This is a genomic window from Nocardioides abyssi (assembly GCF_030412915.1).
Lineage (GTDB): Bacteria > Actinomycetota > Actinomycetes > Propionibacteriales > Nocardioidaceae > Nocardioides > Nocardioides abyssi.
Map to the genome: position 1 here is coordinate 620,634 of NZ_JAUHJR010000001.1, position 19,592 is coordinate 640,225.

General features: G+C 73.8%; 22 protein-coding genes. 17 read left to right on the top strand and 5 right to left on the bottom strand.

The annotated features are described in order from the left end of the window. Nucleotides 1-27 precede the first annotated feature (27 nt). Nucleotides 28-876 (top strand): sigma-70 family RNA polymerase sigma factor, encoded by an 849-nt coding sequence (locus QWY29_RS03050; RefSeq protein WP_300959184.1) that lies wholly within the window; start codon nucleotides 28-30, stop codon nucleotides 874-876. Between the two features lie 6 nt (nucleotides 877-882). Here the strand turns inward: QWY29_RS03050 and QWY29_RS03055 are convergent, their stop codons facing one another. Further along, nucleotides 883-1,113, bottom strand: coding sequence for a hypothetical protein (locus QWY29_RS03055; RefSeq protein ID WP_300959185.1), 231 nt, complete (start codon nucleotides 1,111-1,113; stop codon nucleotides 883-885). A 137-nt stretch (nucleotides 1,114-1,250) separates the two neighbouring features. Here QWY29_RS03055 and QWY29_RS03060 point away from each other — a divergent pair, with 137 nt between their 5' ends. Beyond that, on the top strand, nucleotides 1,251-2,102 hold the full coding sequence (locus QWY29_RS03060; RefSeq protein WP_300959186.1) for a hypothetical protein: 852 nt from the start codon (nucleotides 1,251-1,253) through the stop codon (nucleotides 2,100-2,102). Nucleotides 2,103-2,111: 9 nt separating this feature from the next. Here QWY29_RS03060 and ygiD read toward each other — a convergent pair whose 3' ends face one another. Next, the gene (ygiD, locus tag QWY29_RS03065; protein WP_300959187.1) at nucleotides 2,112-2,996 is read right to left on the bottom strand and encodes a 4,5-DOPA-extradiol-dioxygenase; all 885 of its coding nucleotides are present in this window, start codon (nucleotides 2,994-2,996) and stop codon (nucleotides 2,112-2,114) included. Between the two features lie 227 nt (nucleotides 2,997-3,223). Here ygiD and QWY29_RS03070 point away from each other — a divergent pair, with 227 nt between their 5' ends. The 8 genes from QWY29_RS03070 to QWY29_RS03105 all read left to right on the top strand — a co-directional run bounded on the left by QWY29_RS03070 (nucleotide 3,224) and on the right by QWY29_RS03105 (nucleotide 11,419). Then, entirely contained in the window at nucleotides 3,224-4,336 is a 1,113-nt protein-coding gene (locus QWY29_RS03070) for a phosphate ABC transporter substrate-binding protein PstS (RefSeq protein WP_300959188.1), read from the top strand. 155 nt (nucleotides 4,337-4,491) lie between these two features. Then, nucleotides 4,492-5,424 carry a phosphate ABC transporter permease subunit PstC gene (gene pstC / locus QWY29_RS03075; protein ID WP_300959189.1) on the top strand — a complete coding sequence of 311 codons (933 nt, stop codon included), beginning with the start codon at nucleotides 4,492-4,494 and terminating at the stop codon, nucleotides 5,422-5,424. A gap of 10 nt (nucleotides 5,425-5,434) precedes the next feature. After that, nucleotides 5,435-6,517 carry a phosphate ABC transporter permease PstA gene (gene pstA / locus QWY29_RS03080; protein ID WP_300959190.1) on the top strand — a complete coding sequence of 361 codons (1,083 nt, stop codon included), beginning with the start codon at nucleotides 5,435-5,437 and terminating at the stop codon, nucleotides 6,515-6,517. A gap of 80 nt (nucleotides 6,518-6,597) precedes the next feature. Further along, on the top strand, nucleotides 6,598-7,377 hold the full coding sequence (gene pstB / locus QWY29_RS03085) for a phosphate ABC transporter ATP-binding protein PstB (protein WP_300959191.1): 780 nt from the start codon (nucleotides 6,598-6,600) through the stop codon (nucleotides 7,375-7,377). A gap of 135 nt (nucleotides 7,378-7,512) precedes the next feature. Beyond that, nucleotides 7,513-8,961, top strand: coding sequence for a M15 family metallopeptidase (locus QWY29_RS03090; RefSeq protein WP_300959192.1), 1,449 nt, complete (start codon nucleotides 7,513-7,515; stop codon nucleotides 8,959-8,961). Beyond that, nucleotides 8,961-9,395 (top strand): HIT family protein, encoded by a 435-nt coding sequence (locus QWY29_RS03095; protein ID WP_300959193.1) that lies wholly within the window; start codon nucleotides 8,961-8,963, stop codon nucleotides 9,393-9,395. The genes QWY29_RS03090 and QWY29_RS03095 overlap by 1 nt, the downstream gene beginning before the upstream one ends. A 68-nt stretch (nucleotides 9,396-9,463) precedes the next feature. Next, on the top strand, nucleotides 9,464-10,231 hold the full coding sequence (locus QWY29_RS03100) for an SDR family NAD(P)-dependent oxidoreductase (protein WP_300959194.1): 768 nt from the start codon (nucleotides 9,464-9,466) through the stop codon (nucleotides 10,229-10,231). A gap of 171 nt (nucleotides 10,232-10,402) precedes the next feature. Further along, nucleotides 10,403-11,419: a DUF3048 domain-containing protein gene (locus QWY29_RS03105; RefSeq protein ID WP_300959195.1), complete on the top strand. Its 1,017-nt coding sequence runs from the start codon at nucleotides 10,403-10,405 to the stop codon at nucleotides 11,417-11,419. A 9-nt stretch (nucleotides 11,420-11,428) separates the two neighbouring features. Here the strand turns inward: QWY29_RS03105 and QWY29_RS03110 are convergent, their stop codons facing one another. Beyond that, nucleotides 11,429-12,133 carry a TetR/AcrR family transcriptional regulator gene (locus QWY29_RS03110; RefSeq protein ID WP_300959196.1) on the bottom strand — a complete coding sequence of 235 codons (705 nt, stop codon included), beginning with the start codon at nucleotides 12,131-12,133 and terminating at the stop codon, nucleotides 11,429-11,431. A gap of 133 nt (nucleotides 12,134-12,266) precedes the next feature. Here QWY29_RS03110 and QWY29_RS03115 point away from each other — a divergent pair, with 133 nt between their 5' ends. From QWY29_RS03115 to QWY29_RS03135, 5 genes are all read left to right on the top strand, one after another. Continuing rightward, entirely contained in the window at nucleotides 12,267-12,830 is a 564-nt protein-coding gene (locus QWY29_RS03115; RefSeq protein ID WP_300959197.1) for a hypothetical protein, read from the top strand. 147 nt (nucleotides 12,831-12,977) lie between these two features. Further along, on the top strand, nucleotides 12,978-13,535 hold the full coding sequence (locus tag QWY29_RS03120; RefSeq protein ID WP_336621819.1) for a YqgE/AlgH family protein: 558 nt from the start codon (nucleotides 12,978-12,980) through the stop codon (nucleotides 13,533-13,535). 93 nt (nucleotides 13,536-13,628) lie between these two features. Then, a complete protein-coding gene (locus tag QWY29_RS03125) occupies nucleotides 13,629-13,898 on the top strand; it encodes a DUF3039 domain-containing protein (RefSeq protein WP_186345776.1) in 270 nt (89 codons plus the stop codon). Between the two features lie 155 nt (nucleotides 13,899-14,053). Further along, a complete protein-coding gene (locus QWY29_RS03130) occupies nucleotides 14,054-15,742 on the top strand; it encodes a DEAD/DEAH box helicase (RefSeq protein ID WP_439117388.1) in 1,689 nt (562 codons plus the stop codon). 196 nt (nucleotides 15,743-15,938) lie between these two features. Beyond that, complete coding sequence (locus QWY29_RS03135; RefSeq protein ID WP_300959199.1) at nucleotides 15,939-16,586, top strand: IclR family transcriptional regulator; 648 nt, start codon at nucleotides 15,939-15,941, stop codon at nucleotides 16,584-16,586. A gap of 71 nt (nucleotides 16,587-16,657) precedes the next feature. Here QWY29_RS03135 and QWY29_RS03140 read toward each other — a convergent pair whose 3' ends face one another. Continuing rightward, on the bottom strand, nucleotides 16,658-17,164 hold the full coding sequence (locus QWY29_RS03140; protein WP_300959200.1) for an Lrp/AsnC family transcriptional regulator: 507 nt from the start codon (nucleotides 17,162-17,164) through the stop codon (nucleotides 16,658-16,660). 83 nt (nucleotides 17,165-17,247) lie between these two features. Between QWY29_RS03140 and hppD the strand changes: the two genes are divergently transcribed. Continuing rightward, nucleotides 17,248-18,474, top strand: a complete 1,227-nt coding sequence (hppD, locus tag QWY29_RS03145; RefSeq protein WP_300959201.1) for a 4-hydroxyphenylpyruvate dioxygenase — start codon at nucleotides 17,248-17,250, stop codon at nucleotides 18,472-18,474. Nucleotides 18,475-18,518: 44 nt separating this feature from the next. Here the strand turns inward: hppD and QWY29_RS03150 are convergent, their stop codons facing one another. Beyond that, nucleotides 18,519-18,983 (bottom strand): MarR family winged helix-turn-helix transcriptional regulator, encoded by a 465-nt coding sequence (locus QWY29_RS03150; protein WP_300959202.1) that lies wholly within the window; start codon nucleotides 18,981-18,983, stop codon nucleotides 18,519-18,521. A 69-nt stretch (nucleotides 18,984-19,052) separates the two neighbouring features. Between QWY29_RS03150 and QWY29_RS03155 the strand changes: the two genes are divergently transcribed. Beyond that, complete coding sequence (locus QWY29_RS03155) at nucleotides 19,053-19,580, top strand: DUF1697 domain-containing protein (protein WP_300959203.1); 528 nt, start codon at nucleotides 19,053-19,055, stop codon at nucleotides 19,578-19,580. Nucleotides 19,581-19,592 lie beyond the last annotated feature (12 nt).

Below are 19,592 nucleotides of genomic sequence, written 5' to 3' on the forward strand. Positions count from 1 at the left end.
GGGGCGGCTCTCGTCTATCGTCCGCGTGTGGACCAGACGGCGGCCTTCGAGGCCGAGCGGCCGAGGTTGGTGCGGCTCGCAGCGCGGGTCCTGGCCGACCACGCCGAGGCCGAGGACGTCGTGCAGCAGGCGTGGCTGCGCCTGCACGGCACCGATCAGCACGTGCGCGACCTGCCGGCCTGGCTGACGACCACCACTACCCGGCTGTGCCTGGACCGGCTGCGGGCGAAGGTGCCCGTGCCGGAGGACCCGCTCGAACTCCTCGACGACGAGCCTGGCGACGCGGGGATCGACGACCCCGCCGACCGGGTCGTGCTCGCCGAGGGGGTGGGGGTCGCCCTCCAGGCCGTGCTCGACCGGCTGAGCCCGGGGGAGCGGGTCGCCTTCGTGCTGCACGACAGCCTCGGGTTCGACTTCGCCGCCGTCGCGGCGATCCTCGACACCACGCCGGTCGCGGCCCGCAAGCTGGCCTCGCGCGCCCGCACGAAGGTCACCCGCCCGGCGCCCGAGGACGTCCGCGCCGACGCCGAGGTCGTCGACGCCTTCCTGGCGGCGGCCCGCGGCGGCGACCTGGCCCGCCTCCTGGGGCTGCTCGCGCCCGACGTGGTCGTCGCCGGCGACCGGGTCGCCGTCGCGTCCGGGACGCCCGAGCGGGTCGCCGGGCGGGAGGCGGTCGCCGCGATGTTCGACGGCGCCGCCAAGGCGGCCCTGCCGATGTACGTCGCCGGGCGGCCGGGCGCGGCCTGGGTGCACCGCGGGGAGACGCGGGTCGCGTTCGACTTCACCGTCGTCGACGGGATGGTCGCCCGGATCGACCTCCGCGCCGAGCCCGAGCTGCTGGCGCAGGTCGTGGCGCGCCGCCGTACCGACGGCTGAACCCGCTCAGGAGAGCTCGGCGAACGCCTTCTTCGTCTCGCGGTACCACCCCATCGCCCTGACCGGGCGGCGCCAGCGCCCCTTCATGTCGTCGTGCGCCTGCTGGTGGGTGGTGTCGCCGGCCCGGACGGCCTCGCGCAGGTGCCGGTCCTGGGCCTTGATGACGTCGTCGGCGCTCTCGCCCCGGTGCTCGAGGTCGCACGGCCCACCCAGCTGGCTGCAGGTCATGGTCTTCATCGGTTCCTCCTCGGATGTCCGCTCCGCCGGCAGGTCGCCGACACCGTGTTGACGGACGGGACCCGCGGAGCGTGACCGCCCGGTCCAGACCGGGCGTTCCGCGCGCGCCCCCGATCCGGCCGATCTAGGGTCCGTCCATGAGGTGCGCGCGAGCCGGGGTGCTGTTCGGCGTGGTGCTCGGTGCCGTCCTGCTCGCCACCGGCTGCAGCCCCGGCACCGACGACGCCGGCCCCCGTCCGACCGACCCGGAGGTCGCGCGGCTCGAGCGGCTCGCCGCCGACCCGGCCGGTGTCGTCGCCACGCTGCGCGAGGGGGCACCCGACCTCGCCGCGCGGGCCCGGGTGACCCCGGACGGTGGCCGGGCGGCGTACACGTTCCTCGTCGGCCAGGGTTCCTGGCGGGCCGATCTCCCGGGCGGCGACGACCGACCGACCGCGACCGTGCTCCGCACCGGCGACCGGATCTGCTTCGACCGCGGCTTCCGCCCCGGCGTCGGGCAGGCGCTCGCGTCGTCCTACGGCGTCGCGCGGTTCGACCCCGCGCCGTGGACGTGCACGCCGGCCGGCTTCGGGCTCAACACGCTGCTCACCCACGGCCTGGTCCGCAGCGACCCCAGGCCGCGCCTGGCCGGCCTGGAGACCGACGGCGCCACCGCCGAGGTCGAGCAGGTCGACGGCGCGCCGCTGCTGCACCTGAGCGCCACCGGCGTCGGCGCGGACGGGCCGCTCGACCCCGCCCGCCCGGCGTACGACCTCTGGCTCACCGCCGACCTGGGCCTGGTCCGGATGACCGGAGACGGGACGGCGTGGGACCTCGACCGGCCGGCCGACCTCGCCGAGCGGCTCGCGCCGCCGGCCGGGCCCACCGGCTCCTACGGGTACGCCGTCGGGCCGGGCGTCGGGTCCGCCCGGGCGTGCCAGCAGCTGGGCGGGTGCCCGGACCTGGCCGACCCGGCGTCTCACCTCACCTGGGGCGACGGCCGCGGCTGAGCGCGTCCCTCAGATGTTCGACCCGTCGGGTGGGGCGTCCACGGGCGGTTGCGCGGACCCGCCGACCGCGCCGGTGGACGGGCCGGCCATTCCGAGGGTGTAGGCGGTCATGGACAGGGAGCCGTAGGCGTAGCCGTCGACCAGCACCCGGGTCTCGGCCGTCTGACCGGCGGCGTCGGCGAGCCCGGCGAGGTAGAGGGCCGGGATGAAGTGGTCGGGCGTGGGGACGGCGTGCCGGAAGTCGACATGGGCATCGAGCGCGGCGAACCGGGTCGGGTCCGCCAGCATCCGCTCCTTGGCCGCCTCGTCGAAGCGCTGGGCCCAGTCGTAGCCGTCGTCCGCGAGGCCCCAGTCCATGCCGCGCAGGTTGTGGACGACGTTGCCGCTCGTCACGACCAGCACGCCGCGCGAGCGCAGGGCGTGCAGCTTCGCGCCGAGCTCGAGGTGGTGCTCCAGCGGCTTGTCGGCGTTGATGCTGAGCTGCACGACCGGGATCGAGGCGTCCGGGAACGCATGCACCAGCACCGACCAGGTGCCGTGGTCGATGCCCCAGCTGTCCACGTCGGCGCCGACCCAGGTGGGGTGGACGACATCGCTGACCTCGGCCGCCAGCTCCGGCAGGCCGGGCGCGGGGTAGTCGACCTCGAACAGCTCCTGCGGGAAGCCGTAGAAGTCGTGGATCGTGCGCGGCCGCGGCATCGCGGTGACGGCGGTGGCGTTGATGTACCAGTGGGCGCTGACCACCAGGATGGCTCGCGGACGAGGCACCGCCTGCCCGAAGGCCCGCCAGGCGGCGGTGTAGCGGTTGTCGGCCAGCGCGTTCATGGGGTTGCCGTGGCCGAAGAACGCCGCGGGCATCAGCGTCCCCGGCTCGGGGCTCGTGCCTGCTGCCATGTCGGTCGACCTCCCGGAGAGTGGGGTGCCGGGGCACCGGGGTCGCCCCATCCTGATCCGTCGGCCGCCGCCGGGGAACCCCTCGGGCACGCGCCCGCGGCCAGGCACGCGTGGCCGCCGCGGATGTCCGGCTGTCGTTCACCCTTCGTTCACGTTCGCCGGCGGGTCCATACACCTTCGCTGCCTAGTTTCTGGAGCGTCAGTCCACGAACTCACCAGGAGCATCAGTGAAGAGCACGTCCGTGCGCACGGTGGCCGCCCCCGGCATCGTCGCCCTCGCCCTCACCTTCTCGGCGTGCAGCGCCGGCAACGCCGACGACGGCGACGCGGCGAGCGGCTCGAACGACCTCGCCGGGCAGCTCGCCGGTGGCGGCGCGTCCTCCCAGGAGGCGGCCCAGGCCGCGTGGATCGTCGGGTTCCAGGAGGCCAACCCCGACGTCACGGTCACGTTCGACCCGATCGGCTCCGGCGGCGGCCGGGAGAACTTCATCTCCGGCGCCTTCCCGTTCGCCGGCTCCGACGCCTACCTCACCGACGACGAGGGCGAGCTGACGGCGGCGACGGAGCGCTGCAACGGCGAGGCCCCGGTCGAGATCCCCAACTACGTCAGCCCGATCGCCCTGATCTTCAACGTCGAGGGCGTCGACGAGCTCAACCTCGCTCCCGAGACCGTCGCCGGCATCTTCGCCGGCGAGATCACCGAGTGGGACGCCCCGGAGATCGCCCGGGACAACCCGGACGCCGACCTCCCCTCGGCCGGGATCAACGCCGTGCACCGCTCCGACGAGTCGGGCACGACCGAGAACTTCACCCACTACCTCGACGTCGTCGCCGGCGGAGCGTGGACCGCGGGCGCGGTCGAGGTGTGGCCCGAGGAGTTCGGCGGCGAGGGCGCCCAGGGCACCTCCGGCGTCGTGTCCGCGGTCAAGAGCGGCACCAACTCGATCGGGTACGCCGACGCCAGCCAGGCCGGTGGCCTCGCGGTCGCCAACGTCGGTGTCGGCAGCGACTTCGTCGGCCCGACCGCGGACGCGGCGGCCAAGATCCTCGACGTCTCCCCGCGAGTCGAGGGACGCGACGACTCCTCGATCGTCTTCGACCTCGACTACGAGACCGACGAGGCCGGGGTCTACCCGATCGTGCTGACCTCCTACCTGCTGGCCTGCCCGACCTACAGCGGCGACGAGGCCGAGGCGGGCGAGCTCACCAAGGCCTACCTGACGTACGTCGTCAGCGAGGACGGCCAGGCCTTCGGCGCCGAGGAGGCCGGCTCGGCCCCGCTCAGCGACGAGCTGCGGTCCGAGGTCAGCGACCTCGTCGAGGGCATCACGGTCGAGTGAGGCTCCCCGCCGCGTGAGACGAGGGTCCGACCCGCCGGGTCGGACCCTCGCCGTGCGCGGCCCCGGCCCGAACAGCACTGAGAACACCACTGAGAACAGCACCAGACCAGCACCGACCAGCACCGCCACCAGCACCGGGACCAGAGGAGCAGCAGGTGTCCACCACGACCACCGCGCGGAGCGCGCCGACCGCCGTCAGCCGGCGCGGCGACGCCGTCTTCGCCGGTCTCGCCACCGGTGCGGGACTGCTCATCATGCTCGCGCTCGCGGGCGTGGCGATCTTCTTGATCATCGAGGGCGTCCCGGCGATCAGCGCGTCGGGCGAGCAGGCCTACGGCAAGGACAACATCGTCCTCTACGTCTGGCCGCTGCTCTTCGGCACGCTGCTCGCCGCGGTCATCGCGCTGCTCATCGCCACCCCGCTCGCGATCGGGGTGGCGCTCGTCATCTCCCACTACGCACCGCGCCGGGTCGCCCGCCCGCTGGGCTATCTCATCGACCTGCTGGCCGCGGTGCCGAGCGTCGTCTACGGCCTGTGGGGCCGGGCGGTGCTCGCCCCGGCCATCCTGCCGGCGTACGCCTGGCTGGCCGACCACCTCGGCTGGCTGCCGTTCTTCGACGGCCCGGCCCGGACCGGCCGCACGATCCTCACCGCCGCGATCGTGCTGGCGGTGATGGCGCTGCCGATCATCACCGCGATCTGCCGCGAGGTCTTCCTGCAGACCCCGCGCATCCATGAGGAGGCGGCGCTCGCCCTCGGCGCGACCCGCTGGGAGATGATCCGGATGACGGTCTTCCCCTACGCCCGCTCGGGAGTCATCTCCGCGGTCATGCTCGGCCTGGGGCGCGCGCTCGGCGAGACGATGGCCGTCGCGATGGTCCTCTCGGCCAGCGGCATCATCACCATCGACCTCATCTCGGCCGAGAACCCCTCGACGATCGCCGCCAACATCGCGCTGAACTTCGGCAACGCGTCCGGCACGAAGATCAACGTCCTCATCTTCAGCGGGCTCGTGCTCTTCGTCGTGTCCTTCGCCGTCAACTTCCTCGGCCGCTGGATCGCGGCCCGGGGCCAGGTCAAGGCCTGAGGAGGCTGCCATGTCCCTGATCGACGAGCGGCCCGTCGCCGCCACCCCCGCGCCGGCCGCGATGGCGCTGGTCGCGCCCCAGATCCCGGCGTACGCCCCGCTGCTCGCCGCCGTCCTCGCCACCGGCCTCGCCGCGCTCGCCGGCCTGCTCCTCGGCTGGTCCCTCGTCGCCGTCGTGCTGACCGCCTGGGCGCTGCTCGTCGTCGGGCTGCCGGCCTGGTCGGCCGCGATCGAAGGCGAGCGTCGCGCCAAGGACCGGCTGGTCACCACGGTCGTCTGGTCGACCTTCGCGCTCGCGATGGTGCCGCTGGCGAGCCTGGTCTGGGAGGTCGTCGCCAACGGCCACGCGGTCATCTCGGCGGAGTTCCTCACCTACGACATGCGCGGGGTCCTCGGTGCCGGCGGCGGGATCTACCACGCGCTGATGGGCACCCTGGTCATCACCGCGCTCGCCACCGCGATCTCGGTGCCGATCGGCGTGCTCGCCGCGATCTACCTGATCGAGTACGGCAAGGGCAACCGGCTCGCGCGCACCATCACCTTCCTCGTCGACGTGATGACCGGCATCCCCTCGATCGTCGCCGGCCTCTTCGCCTTCGCGGTCTTCACGCTGATCTTCGGCCCCGGCGTCCGGCTCGGCATCGGCGGCGCCGTCGCGCTGTCGGTGCTGATGATCCCGATCGTCGTGCGCGCGACCGAGGAGATGCTCAAGCTGGTGCCCGAGGAGCTGCGGGAGGCGGCCTACGCCCTCGGCGTGCCCAAGTGGCGCACGATCGTCAAGGTCGTCCTGCCGACCGCGCTCGGCGGCATCGTCACCGGCGTGACCCTCGCGATCGCCCGCGTCGCCGGCGAGACCGCGCCGCTGCTGATCATCGTCGGCACCACGACGACGCTGAACCTGAACCCCTTCGACGGCCGGATGGCGACGCTGCCGGTCTTCATCTTCTCCTCGGTCACCACCGGCGGGAAGTACGACGCCGAGCAGACCGCCCGCGCCTGGGGCGCCGCCCTGGTGCTCGTCGCGATCGTGATGACCCTCAACCTGCTCGCCCGCGCCGTCGGCCGGGCCTTCTCCCCGAGGACCGGCCGATGACCATGACCGCCGCCCCCCGCACGACCGCCACCACGACCGGCACCGACCCGGGACACCCAGCAACAGGAGCGCCGAGACCCATGGCCACGAGCATCGACATCTCCGACCTCAACATCTACTACGGCGACTTCCTGGCCGTCGAGGGCGTCGACATGACGATCCGCGCCCGGTCGGTGACGGCGTTCATCGGGCCGTCGGGCTGCGGCAAGTCGACCTTCCTGCGCTCGCTGAACCGGATGCACGAGGTGATCCCCGGCGCCCGCGTCGAGGGCAAGGTCGTCGTCGACGGCCAGTCGCTCTACGACCCCTCGATCGACCCGGTGGCGGTGCGCCGGCAGATCGGCATGGTCTTCCAGCGGCCCAACCCGTTCCCGACGATGTCGATCTACGACAACGTCCTGGCCGGCAACCGGCTCAACGCCAAGCGGATGAAGAAGTCCGAGGCCGACGACATCGTGGAGCGCTCGCTGCGGGGCGCGAACCTGTGGACCGAGGTCAAGGACCGGCTCGGGAAGCCCGGCATGGGCCTCTCCGGCGGCCAGCAGCAGCGGCTGTGCATCGCCCGCGCGATCGCGGTCGAGCCGCAGGTGCTGCTCATGGACGAGCCGTGCTCGGCGCTCGACCCGATCTCGACCGCCGCGATCGAGGACCTGATCCACGAGCTGAAGTCCGACTACACGATCGTCATCGTCACCCACAACATGCAGCAGGCGGCGCGGGTCTCCGACGACACCGGCTTCTTCAACCTCAAGGCGGCCGGCCAGCCCGGGCACCTCGTGGAGTTCAACGCCACCAGCAAGGTCTTCTCCAACCCCGACGACCCCTCGACCGAGGCCTACATCTCCGGTCGCTTCGGCTGAGCCGCGCCGCCGCGGGTCGTGTGCCTGGGTTGTGTGCCGAGGACGCGACCGGGTGCCCGGGTCGTGTGCCCGGGGACGCGGCCGGGCGCGGCGTGGGGCACACGACCCGGGAGGGCCGAGCGGCATGATCCCTGCATGCTGCTCGGGCGCTGCACCACCCTGCTCCTCACGTTCGTGGCCGGCCTGGCCCTCCTCGTCGGGCTCGTCCCGGCCGCCGGCGCCGACCCGGGGGGCCCGGGCGACCCTGGTGATCCGGGGGAGCCGGCCCTCGTCGCCACGACGCTGACGCTCGCGGCACCGGCGCGGTACGCCGACCGGCCGACCGACCTGGTCGCGACGCTGGCGGCCGCCGACGGGACGCCGGTGGTCGGCGCGCCCGTGACGCTCGAGCGGCGGCAGGGCGGCGTGTGGACGCCGCTCGCGGCCGCGGTCACCGACGCGACCGGCCGGGTCGCGGCCGAGCCCGTGCTGGCCCGGCGGCCGGCCGACAACGTGTTCCGCGCGGCGTACGCCGGCGACGCGACGTACGCGCCGGCGACCAGCGGGCCGGTCGCGGTGCCCCTGGTGAAGCGCACGAGCCAGGTCCGAGTCCGCGGGCCGCAGCGGGTGGTCGACGAGCGGCGCGTGCCGGTGCGGGTGCTCTGGCGGACCGGCGACGGCCGGCCGGTGGCCGGCCGGGTGGAGCTGTTCCGCAAGCCCCGCGGCGGGAGCTGGACCCTCGCACGCAGGCTGCGCACCGACGAGCAGGGCCGCGCCGAGCTCGTCGTGCGCCCGCGCGTCGACACCGCGTGGAAGGCCGTCGCGACCGGCACCCCGTGGGCCGGCCGGGCCACCAGCGGCGTGCACCGCGTGGACAACGTCCCGCCGGGCGAGCCGGTCGTGCTGCCGCCCGGCGCGCCCCGGCCGCGGGTGACGCTGCCGCCGCAGCCCCGGGCGACCGGCGCCGGCCCGCAGCTGCGGGTCACGCGGATCCCCGACGGCGTGTGGCGCTCGATGGTCGGGCGCAGCTGGCGGCCCGGGTGCCCCGTGGGCCGCGCCGGCCTGCGGCTGGTGCGCGTCAACTACTGGGGCTACGACGGCTACCGCCACCGCGGCGAGGTCGTCGCCGCCGCCTCCGCGGCCGGGGCGATCGGTCGGGCGCTGGCGGCGATGCACGAGCGGCGGTTCCCGATCCGCGCGATGTACCGCGTCGACCGCTTCGGCTGGTCCGGCCGCCTCCAGGGCGCCGACGACTACCGGTCGATGGCCGCGGGCAACACCTCGGCCTTCAACTGCCGCTGGGTGGTGGGCCGCCCCGGCGTCCGCTCGCCGCACTCCTACGGCCGGTCGCTGGACGTCAACCCGTGGGAGAACCCCTACCGCGCCTCCCACGGCTGGACCCCCAACTCCTGGTGGGTCGCCCGCTCGCACCCACGCGTGGCCTGGCGATCGGGCAGCCACCCGGTGGTGCGGCTGATGGCCGCACACGGCCTGCGCTGGACCTACGGGCTCTCCGACATCCACCACTTCGACGCCCGGGGGAGCAGCGGACGGACCGTCCCCGCCCCGGTCGCCCGCGCGTGCGGCGAGCAGGTGTGCCACTGATGGCGGGCGGTGCCGACGCGGCGAAGCCCTGCGTCTTCTGCGCCATCGTCGCCGGGAAGGCCGAGGCCGACCGGGTGCTCGAGGACGACGACTTCGTGGCCTTCCTCGACCAGCGGCCGGTCTTCAAGGGCCACGTGCTGCTGGTCCCGCGCGAGCACGTCGTCACGCTGCCCGACCTCCCGGCCGCGCTGCGCGACCCGTTCCTCGCCCACGCCCAGCGGATCGCGACCGCGGTCGTCGACGCGCTCGGCGCGCAGGGCTCGTTCGTCGCGGTCAACAACGTGGTCAGCCAGTCGGTGCCCCACCTGCACCTGCACGTCGTGCCGCGCACCAAGGGCGACGGGCTGCGGGGGTTCTTCTGGCCGCGGCACCGGTACGACGACCTCGCCGAGCGGGCGGCGTACGCCGCGAGACTGCGTGCGGCACTGTCCTAGCCCTGTCGTAGCGTGTGCGATCGTCCGCAACCGCCGGACCACAGCCACCGAGCATCAGGAGTGCAGTCATGGGTCGATTCGACGGGCGCGTCGCCGTCGTCACCGGAGCCGCCCGCGGGATCGGGTTCGGCACCGCCACCCGGTTCGCGGAGGAGGGTGCGTCGGTGGCGATCATCGACCTCGACGAGACCGCCGCCGCCGAGGCGGCCGCGAAGCTGCCGGTCGTCGGCGGCGCGAAGGCCGTGGGCATCGGGGCGGACGTCAGCAACGCCGAGTCCGCGGACGCCGCGGTCGAGCGCGTGGTGAGCGAGCTCGGTGGGATCCACGTGCTGGTCAACAACGCCGGCATCACCCGCGACAACCTGCTGTTCAAGATGACCGAGTCCGACTGGGACCTGGTCATGGGCGTGCACCTCAAGGGTGCGTTCCTGATGACCAAGGCTGCTCAGAAGCACTTCGTGGAGCAGAAGTACGGCAAGATCGTGAACCTCTCCAGCGTCTCCGCGCTGGGCAACCGCGGCCAGGCCAACTACTCCGCCGCGAAGATGGGCGTGCAGGGCTTCACCCGCACCCTGGGCATCGAGCTGGGCCCGTTCGGCATCAACGCCAACGCGGTCGCGCCGGGCTTCATCGCCACCGAGATGACCGACGCCACCGCGGCGCGGCTGAAGATGGACGTCGAGGAGTTCCGCAAGCTCAACGCCGAGGCCAACCCGGTGCGCCGGGTGGGGTTCCCCGAGGACATCGCGGCCGCGGTCGCGTTCCTGGCCAGCGACGAGGCGTCGTACATCACCGGTCAGACGCTGTACGTCGACGGCGGCGGCAAGCTCGGCTGACGTCCGCGCCACCTCGGCACCACCAGGGACGGGGAGGCGCCGCCCGCCGGCGCCCTCCCCGTCCGGGCGCGCCTCCGCGCCCGTGCGGTCACCGCGCCGCACACTGGTCTCCGTCGGCCTTAGTCGACCGAACCACTAGTCAATCCCGTTCCCTCTGCATTGGAGCCCGCCGTGCGCCGCACCCGGACCCGCGCCCTCGCCTCGACCATCGCCGCCACCGCCCTGGTGCTCTCCGCCTGCGGCGGCTCCGACGACGGCTCGGGGGAGGACGGCGGCAGCGACCCGCAGGCCACCAGCGCCGGCGCGAAGCTCGCCTCCACCTGGCCGCTCACCGGCCTGCCGGTCAAGGGTGACGACTCCGCGGTCCAGGACCACCCGGTGCTCGTGCTGAAGATGGACAACACCTCCTCCAGCGCCCCGCAGGTCGGCCTCGGCTCCGCCGACCTCGTCGTCGAGGAGCTCGTCGAGGGCGGGATGACCCGCCTCGCGGCGTTCTTCTACTCCCGGGTGCCGGGCGACGCCGGCCCGGTGCGCTCGATGCGCGCCAGCGACATCGGCATCGTCAGCCCGGTCGACGCGGCCATGGTCACCAGCGGCGCCGCGCCGATCACGATCAAGCGGATCAACGGCGCGGGGATCGAGTTCTTCGGCGAGGGCGCCAAGGGCTTCTACCGCGCGAGCGGCCGCAGCGCGCCGTACAACCTGTTCGCCGACATGACCGCGACCGCGACGCTCACCCGTGGGGGAGAGCGCCCCGCCGACTACCTCAGCTGGGGTGACGCCGCGGACCTGCCGAAGGGCAAGCCGGCCTCCGGGCTCGCGGCCAGCTTCGGCGGCGGCCACACCACGACGTGGAGCTTCCGCGACGGCGGCTACGTCAACGAGAGCGGGTACGCCGCCGAGGGCGACGAGTTCCCCGCCGACACCGTGCTGGTGCTGCGGGTCGAGGTCGGCGACGCCGGCTACCGCGACCCCGCCGGCAACCCGGTGCCCGAGACCAAGCTCGAGGGCAAGGGCGAGGCGATGCTCTTCCACGACGGCCGCGTCGTCCGCGCCTCGTGGTCCAAGGCCGGCCTCGACGCCCCCATCGAGCTGGCCACCAAGCAGGGTGAGCTCACGGTCCCCGCCGGCCACACCTGGATCGAGCTGGTCCCGCGCGAGGCCGGCGACGTGACCGTCACCCGCTGACGGGGGCCGTCAGGCCGGCTCGCCGCTGGCGCCGGGGAGCGGCACGCCGTCGTCCGCGAGCGCCTGGAAGCCCTGGAGGATGAAGGCGATCGCGGTCTCCACCCGCTCCGCCGCGGCGATCGGGTCGTCGGCGCTGGAGACCGACTCCCCGGCCGAGGACATCGCGCCGAAGAAGATGCGGGCGAAGGTCTGCAGCATGTCCTCCTCCAGCTCCCAGGTGCCGGCGCTGAGCACCGAGCGGACGATCTCGAGGACGTTGGCGAAGGTCGAGCGCTCCTCCTGCTCGCGGAAGCGCTCGTAGCCCAGGACCGAGGGCCCCTCCTGGATGACGATGCGGCGGTAGCGCGGCTCCTGCACGACGGCCAGGAACGCTTGGAGGCCGGCGAGCGCCTTCTCCCAGGGATCCTTCCGGCCGCGCAGCGCCTTCTGGATCGCGCGGGAGGCATCCGCCTCCACCCGCTCGAAGACCGCCTCGAAGAGCGCCTGCTTGCCGCTGAAGTGGTGGTAGAGCGCGCCCTTGGTGACGCGGGCGCCGGCGACGATCGAGTCGAGAGACGCCGCGGCGTACCCCAGGTCGGTGAAGAGCTCCTCGGCCACGTCGACCAGCGCCCGCTTGGTGGAGGCGGAGTACTGCTGGCGGCGGCTCGTGCCGGTCACGCCGGGGACACCGGGGACCTTCGGCACCAGCTTCGAGACGCTCGGCTTCGGTGGCATCCCGGCAGTTTAGGCACCGACCGTCGGTACGGGTGGCACGGATCACCCGACGGTTCGTTGCATACCGTGAGTATGGCTCCGTACCCTGGGTACGTACTCACGGTATGTGAGGACCCTCGACAAGGAGCAGACCATGACCTGGACTTCCTTCCACTCCCGCGGAGAGATCCTGCGCTCCGTCACCCGCGTCGCCGACCGGCGCCGCGACGGCGTCCTCCCCATGGACGTGCCCGGTGTCCGCGAGACGTTCGAGGACGAGCTCGCGCTGTACGGTGCGCTGTCGCTGCGCTGGCACACCCGCCTCGCGGGCCGCATCGAGCGCGAGCTGGCCGGCCAGCCGCTCGACCTCGAGGGTGCGGTGATCACCGCCTGGCGCGCGCTGGCCGACGACATGCCCGGCACCCGCGCGATCCTCGACCACTACCGCGACGAGCCCGTCGACGACGCGATGGCCGCGGCGATCGCCAAGGCCACCCGCAAGGAGCACATCCTGCTCGCGATCATGGCCGGCCGCGCGAGCGTCCACGACAGCCGCGGCGCGGCCCTCGCCGCCCAGACCGGCGCGCACATCGAGCAGCGCGCCCGCACCCTGAACGCCGCGATCGCTACCGCGCGCTCCACGACGACGCCGCACGACGGCGCCCTCACCTCGCTGCGCCAGCGCCTCGGCCGCCTCCGGGCCGCGCTCGCAGCCTGACCCCACCCGGCCGCGCCGACCCGGCGCGGCCGCCCCCGGACTGACGGCCCCGATCCGACGCACCCTCCCTCGCGGTTCCTCCCGCACCCTCCCTCGCGTCGGGCCGGGGCCGTCATGCGTCCGCACCCCGTGCGCCATGATGGAGACGTGGGCGAGCTGCGGGCAGGGATGCTGCTGGTGGCGACGCCCGCCCTGCTGGACCCGAACTTCGCCGACACGGTCGTGCTGCTCCTCGACGTCGACGCCGGCGGCGCGCTGGGCGTGGTGGTCAACCGCCCCTCGCCGGTCGCCGTCTCCGAGGTCCTCGCCGGCTGGGGCGACGTCGTCGCCGAGCCCGAGGTGCTCTTCTCCGGCGGGCCGGTCGGCCCGGAGGGAGCGCTCGCGGTCGCGCTGCTGCGCGACGCCGACGACGCCCCGGTCGGCTTCCGCGCCGTCGACGGCCGCCTGGGGCTGCTCGACCTCGACACCCCGGTCGAGCTGGTCGAGGGCACGCTGGCGGGCCTGCGCATCTTCGCGGGGTACGCCGGGTGGGGCGCCGACCAGCTCGAGGACGAGGTCGAGGAGGGCAGCTGGTACGTCGTGCCCGCCGAGCCCGCCGACGCGTTCCGCCTCGACCCCGACGGCCTGTGGCGCGACGTGATGCGCCGCCAGCCGGGCGAGCTCGCCTGGCACGCCACCCGGCCGGCCGACCCCGACCTGAACTGACCTGGGCCGACCTGAGCCGAGCTGGCCTGAGCTGATCGGCCGGGACGTCGGCGACTGGGCCGACGGGGGGTGTCCTGACGTACTCTTGGTCGCGTGAGCCAGATCGGATTCGGGACCGGCACCGCCGTCGACGAGAGGGTCCGCGAGGACCAGCGCACCGTCCCCACCGACGACGGTGACCACGAGCGGTTCTCGCACTACGTGGAGAAGGACAAGCTCACCGAGGCGATGGTGATGGGCACGCCCGTCGTCGCGCTCTGCGGCAAGGTGTGGGTGCCGAGCCGTGCGCCGGAGAAGTTCCCGGTCTGCCCCGAGTGCAAGGAAGCCTGGGAGAGCATGCGCGACGAGTCGGGCGACGAGTGACCGGACGGCACGACCGCCCGACCGCCCGCCACACCACCACCGCCCCCGACGAGACCGAGCTCGACCTCTCGCTGACCCCCGCGCTCAGCCCCGCGTGGCCCGAGCGCGCCGCCTGGGGCACGGCCCCGTCGCTGCGCGCGTGGCAGCAGGCGGCGATGACGAAGTACTTCAGCGACCAACCGCGCGACTTCCTCGCGGTCGCGACGCCGGGTGCCGGCAAGACGACGTTCGCGCTGTCGGTGGCCGCCGAGCTGCTGGGCCGGCGCATCGTCGACCGGATCATCGTGGTCGCGCCGACCGAGCACCTCAAGCTCCAGTGGGCCGAGGCCGCCGCCCGGGCGGGGATCCCCATCGACCCGACGTACGCCGCCGGCAAGGGCAAGACCTCCGGTGACTACGTCGGCGTCGCCGTGACGTACGCCGGCGTGGCGGTCAACCCGCTGGCCATGCGCATTCGTGCCGAGCGGTTCAAGACGCTGGTCATCCTCGACGAGGTCCACCACGCGGGCGACGCGCTGTCGTGGGGCGAGGGTGTCCGCGAGGCCTTCGAGCCCGCGGCCCGGCGCCTGGCGCTGACCGGCACGCCGTTCCGCTCCGACATCAACCCGATCCCGTTCGTCACCTACGCGCCCGGCCCCGACGGCGTGCCGCGCTCGGTGGCCGACTACACCTACGGCTACGCCCACGCCTTGGCCGACCACGTCGTGCGGCCGGTGCTGTTCATGGCGTACTCCGGCGACATGACGTGGCGCACCCGCGCCGGCGACGAGGTCTCCGCGCGGCTCGGCGAGCCGCTGACCAAGGACCTGACCAACCAGGCGCTGCGCACCGCGCTCGACCCGCAGGGCTCCTGGATGCCGTCGGTGCTGGCCGCGGCCGACAAGCGCCTGTCGGAGGTGCGCCGCCACGTGCCCGACGCCGGCGGGCTGGTCATCGCCACCGACCAGGACAGCGCCCGCGCCTACGCCAAGCTGCTCAAGCAGATCTCGGGGGAGTCCCCGACGGTCGTGCTCTCCGACGAGAAGCTCGCCTCGAAGAAGATCTCGGCGTTCACCGACAGCGACGCCCGCTGGATGGTCGCGGTCCGCATGGTCTCCGAGGGCGTCGACGTGCCGCGGCTGGCCGTCGGCGTCTACGCGACCACCACCTCGACGCCGCTGTTCTTCGCCCAGGCCGTCGGCCGCTTCGTGCGCGCCCGGGCCCGCGGCGAGACCGCGTCGGTGTTCCTGCCGTCGGTGCCCTCGCTGCTCGGCTTCGCGTCCGAGATGGAGGTCGAGCGCGACCACGTCCTGGGCCGCAAGGTCACCGACGAGGGCGACATCTTCGCCGCCGAGGACGAGCTGCTCGCCCGTGCCAACGAGAGCGAGTCGGCCTCCGCGGAGCTCGAGATGTCCTTCGAGGCGCTCGGCTCGGAGGCCCGCTTCGACCGGGTGCTCTTCGACGGCGGCGAGTGGGGCCACGCCGGCGAGGTGCAGGTCGGCTCGGAGGAGGAGATGGACTTCCTCGGCATCCCCGGCCTGCTCGAGCCCGACCAGATGCGCGAGCTGCTGCGCCAGCGCCAGAGCGACCGCGCCCGCAAGCAGAAGGCGGTCGCCACCCCGGCCGAGGCCGCCGGCGACTCCGTCGCCCAGCTCAGCACCCACGAGCAGCTCGCCGTGCTCCGCCGCGAGCTCAACGGCCTCGTCGCCGCCTGGCACCACCGCACCGGCCAGGCCCACGGCATCACCCACGCCGCCCTCCGCAAGGAGTGCGGCGGCCCGGCCGCCGCCGTCGCCAACGCCGAGCAGCTGCACGCCCGGATCGACCGCCTCCGCGAGTGGGCGGCCACGCGCAAGTCGTCCTGAGCCCGGCTGGTCCGCCGTCGGGCGACTGTTCGTCGCTGGGTGGTCCTGCGCGCGGCGCACCTCGGTGGGGTAGTCCGGCACAGGTGCGCCCTCGGCGGGGTAGTCCGGCACAGGAGGGCCCTTCTCGCGGCCCGGACGGGCGCGTGCGTGCCGGACTACCCCGGCGGCCGCACGGGACCGTCCCTAGGCTGGGCCCGTGCCGGCCGAGACCTCCCAGACGCTGGACCGGGGGCTCCGGCTGCTCGGTCTGCTCGCCACCGCTCCCGACGGGCTGACCGTGACCGAGGCCGCCGGCCGGCTCGACGTACCGCGCACGGTGGCGTACCGCCTCGTCAGCACGCTCGAGCAGCACGCCCTGGTCCGCCGCGACGGCCGCGGTCGGCTGCACCTCGGGCTCGGCGTGCTGCACCTGGCCTCCGCCGTGCAGCCGGTGCTCCGCGACCTCGCCGCCCCCGTGCTGCGCTCGCTCGCCGAGGCCGTCGGCTGCACCGCGCACCTGACCGTCGCCGAGGGGGAGGAGGCGCTGGCGCTCGCCGTGGTCGAGCCGTCGTGGACCGACTTCCACGTCGGCTACCGGGTCGGCTCGCGCCACCCGCTCGGCCAGGGCGCCGCCGGCCGCGCGGTGCTGCTCGGCCGTGACCGCGACCCCCAACGGCCTGCCTGGTGCGCGACGTCCGGGGAGCTGCAAGCCGGCGCCCGCGGGCTCGCCGCCCCGGTGCTCGACGTCGACGGCATCGAGGCCAGCGTCGGCATCGTCACCCTCGGCGAGCTCGACGTCGCCGCGGTCGGCCCGCGGGTCGTCGACGCCGCCCGCGAGGTGGCGGAGCGGCTGCGGACGGCCTAGCCGTGAGATTCATCGGCCAGCCGATGAAGCTCACGGTGGGACGCTGAAGGTTCATCGGCCCACCGACAGCTTCAGCGGCCAGCCGACGAATCTGCCGACCGGCCGGCCGCCCGCAGCGCCAGCGGCAGGGTCCGGTACGCCACCTGGGTGGCCAGCGCGATGGTGGTCGAGCAGCGGACGACGGCGTCGGAGGCGAGGACCGCGTCGATGACCCGCTGGAGGTCGGTGTTGGAGCGGGCGACGACGCGGGCGACGAGGTCGCCGGTGCCGGTGGTGGTGTGCGCCTCCAGCACCTCGGGGATGGCGGCGAGGTGGGCGGCGACGGCGTCGTGGCCACCGCTGCCGTCGGCGACGGACGCCTGCCGGATCTCCAGCGTCAGGAACGCGGTGACCGGGTAGCCGAGCGCCGCTGGCTCGAGCTCGGGCCCCCAGCCGGTGACGACGCCGCGGGCGACCAGCTTGTCCAGCCGGGCCTGGACCGTGCCGCGCGCGACGCCGAGCCGGCGCGACGCCTCGAGCACGCCCACCCGGGGCTCGTCGTGCAGCAGGGCGAGCAACCTGCCGTCCAGCTCGTCCATCAGACATCCTCCGGGTGGTCAGGTTGCACAGCGCCGATCGCCACCATTGCACAGGTTGCGTGACCTGGCCCACCCTGCGAGCCATGACGACGACCCAGGACACCCCGACCACGGGCGGCGCGCTCACCACCGACGAGCTGAAGGCCGACCTGACCTTGGAGCAGCTGCGCGACCTCGTCGGACTGGTGGAGTACGACGCGAGCCGCGACCCCTTCCCGGTCACCGCGATGGACGCGATCGGCTTCGTGGTCGGCAACGCCACCCAGGCGGCCGCGTTCTACCAGCTCGCCTTCGGCATGGAGCTCGAGGCCTACCGCGGCCCCGAGAACGGCTGCCGCGAGACGAAGTCCTACGTCCTGCGCTCGGGCAGCGCCCGCTTCGTGCTGACCGGGGGCGTGACCCCGGACAGCCCCGTGCTCGAGCACCACCGCCGCCACGGCGACGGTGTCGTCGACCTCGCGCTCGAGGTGCCCGACGTGGACGCGTGCATCGAGCACGCCCGGTCGGTCGGCGCGCGGGTGCTGGTCGAGCCCCACGACGAGACCGACGAGCACGGCACCGTGCGGATCGCCGCGATCGCGGCGTACGGCGAGACCCGCCACACCCTCGTCGACCGCTCGCGGTACGCCGGCCCCTACCTGCCCGGGTACGTCGCCCGCCGCTCGACCCTGGTGCGGCCGGAGGGCCACCCGAAGCGGCTGTTCCAGGCCGTCGACCACTGCGTCGGCAACGTCGAGCTGGGCCGGATGGACGAGTGGGTGGACTTCTACCACCGGGTCATGGGCTTCACGAACATGGCCGAGTTCATCGGCGACGACATCGCGACCGACTACTCCGCGCTGATGTCGAAGGTCGTGGCCAGCGGCAACCACCGGGTGAAGTTCCCGCTCAACGAGCCGGCGGTGGCGCGGAAGAAGTCGCAGATCGACGAGTACCTCGAGTTCTACGACGGTGCCGGCTGCCAGCACATCGCGCTGGCCACGGGCGACATCCTGCGCACCGTCGACATCATGCGGGCCAACGGCGTGGAGTTCCTCGACACCCCCGACTCCTACTACGACGACCCCGAGCTGCGGGCCCGGATCGGGCAGGTGCGGGTGCCGATCGAGGAGCTCAAGGCGCGCCGGATCCTCGTCGACCGCGACGAGGACGGCTACCTGCTGCAGATCTTCACCAAGCCGGTCGGCGACCGGCCGACGGTCTTCTACGAGCTCATCGAGCGGCACGGCTCGCTGGGCTTCGGCAAGGGCAACTTCAAGGCGCTCTTCGAGGCCATCGAGCGGGAGCAGGAGGCGCGCGGCAACCTGTAGGTCGCCACGCGCCTCCTGGTCGGGGCGGGTCGGTTCCCGGGCGGTCAGCCCAGGTCGCCGACCAGCTCCGCCTCGGCCTCGGCCGGGGAGTCCGGGTCCAGCACGTCGCGGAGGACGGCGACGGCGGTGGCGACGTCCTCGCGGGAGTGGGGGGTGGCGGCGATCCGGGCGGCGACGGCCTGCCCGTGGGCGCGCCGGATGCGGGCCAGCTCGTCGCGCCCGGGGTCGGCGAGGGTCACCACGCTGGCGCGGGCGTCGTCCGGGTGCGGCTGCTTGTCCACCCAGCCGCGGCGGGCGGCCGCGGTCACGGCGGCCGACATGGTCGGCTGCGAGCAGCGGTCGAGGACGGCCAGCCGGCTCACGCCGAGCGGGCCGTGCTCGTCGAGGATCGAGAGCAGGCGCACGCCGGCGGGCAGGGCCACGGCGCGGCGTACGGCGCGGACCAGGCGGGCGGCGTGGACGACGAGGTCGCTGGCGAGCTCGAGGTCGGGATCGGTGGGGCCGGGCACGTCGCACGACGATACATAGGCAGCCTATGTATCGCCACGTGACGTCGCGCACTGCGCCACGATGACCGGGTGCCGACGTACCTCGCCTTCCTCCGCGCCATCAACCTCGGCGCCAAGCGCAAGCTCCCCAAGGACGCGATCGTGGCCGCGGTCGAGGGGCTCGGCTGGACCGACGTGCGCACCCACCTCAACACCGGCAACGTGCGCCTCGACTGTCCGCTGGGGTCGCGGCGGGAGGTCGAGGCGGCGCTCGAGGAGGCGTTCGGCGAGGCGGCCGGCTTCGAGGTGCCCACGATCGTGCTGACGCCGGCGGAGCTGCGCGAGGTGGCCGACCGCGCCGCGTCGTACGCGCACGCCGGCAAGCACTACGTCTCCTTCCTCAAGGAGGAGCCGTCGCCGGCGGCGGTGCGCGCGCTCGAGGAGCGCAGCACCGCCGAGGAGGTCGCGAAGGTCGGCGGCCGGGCCGTGCACCTGATGCTGGGGGAGAACTACCACCAGGCGCGGCTGACCAACGCCGTCGTCGAGAAGCACCTCGGCGTCGCGACCAACCGCAACCTCACCGTCGTCCGCACGCTGGTGGAGAGGTGGTGCTCGTGAGGATCGGATCCC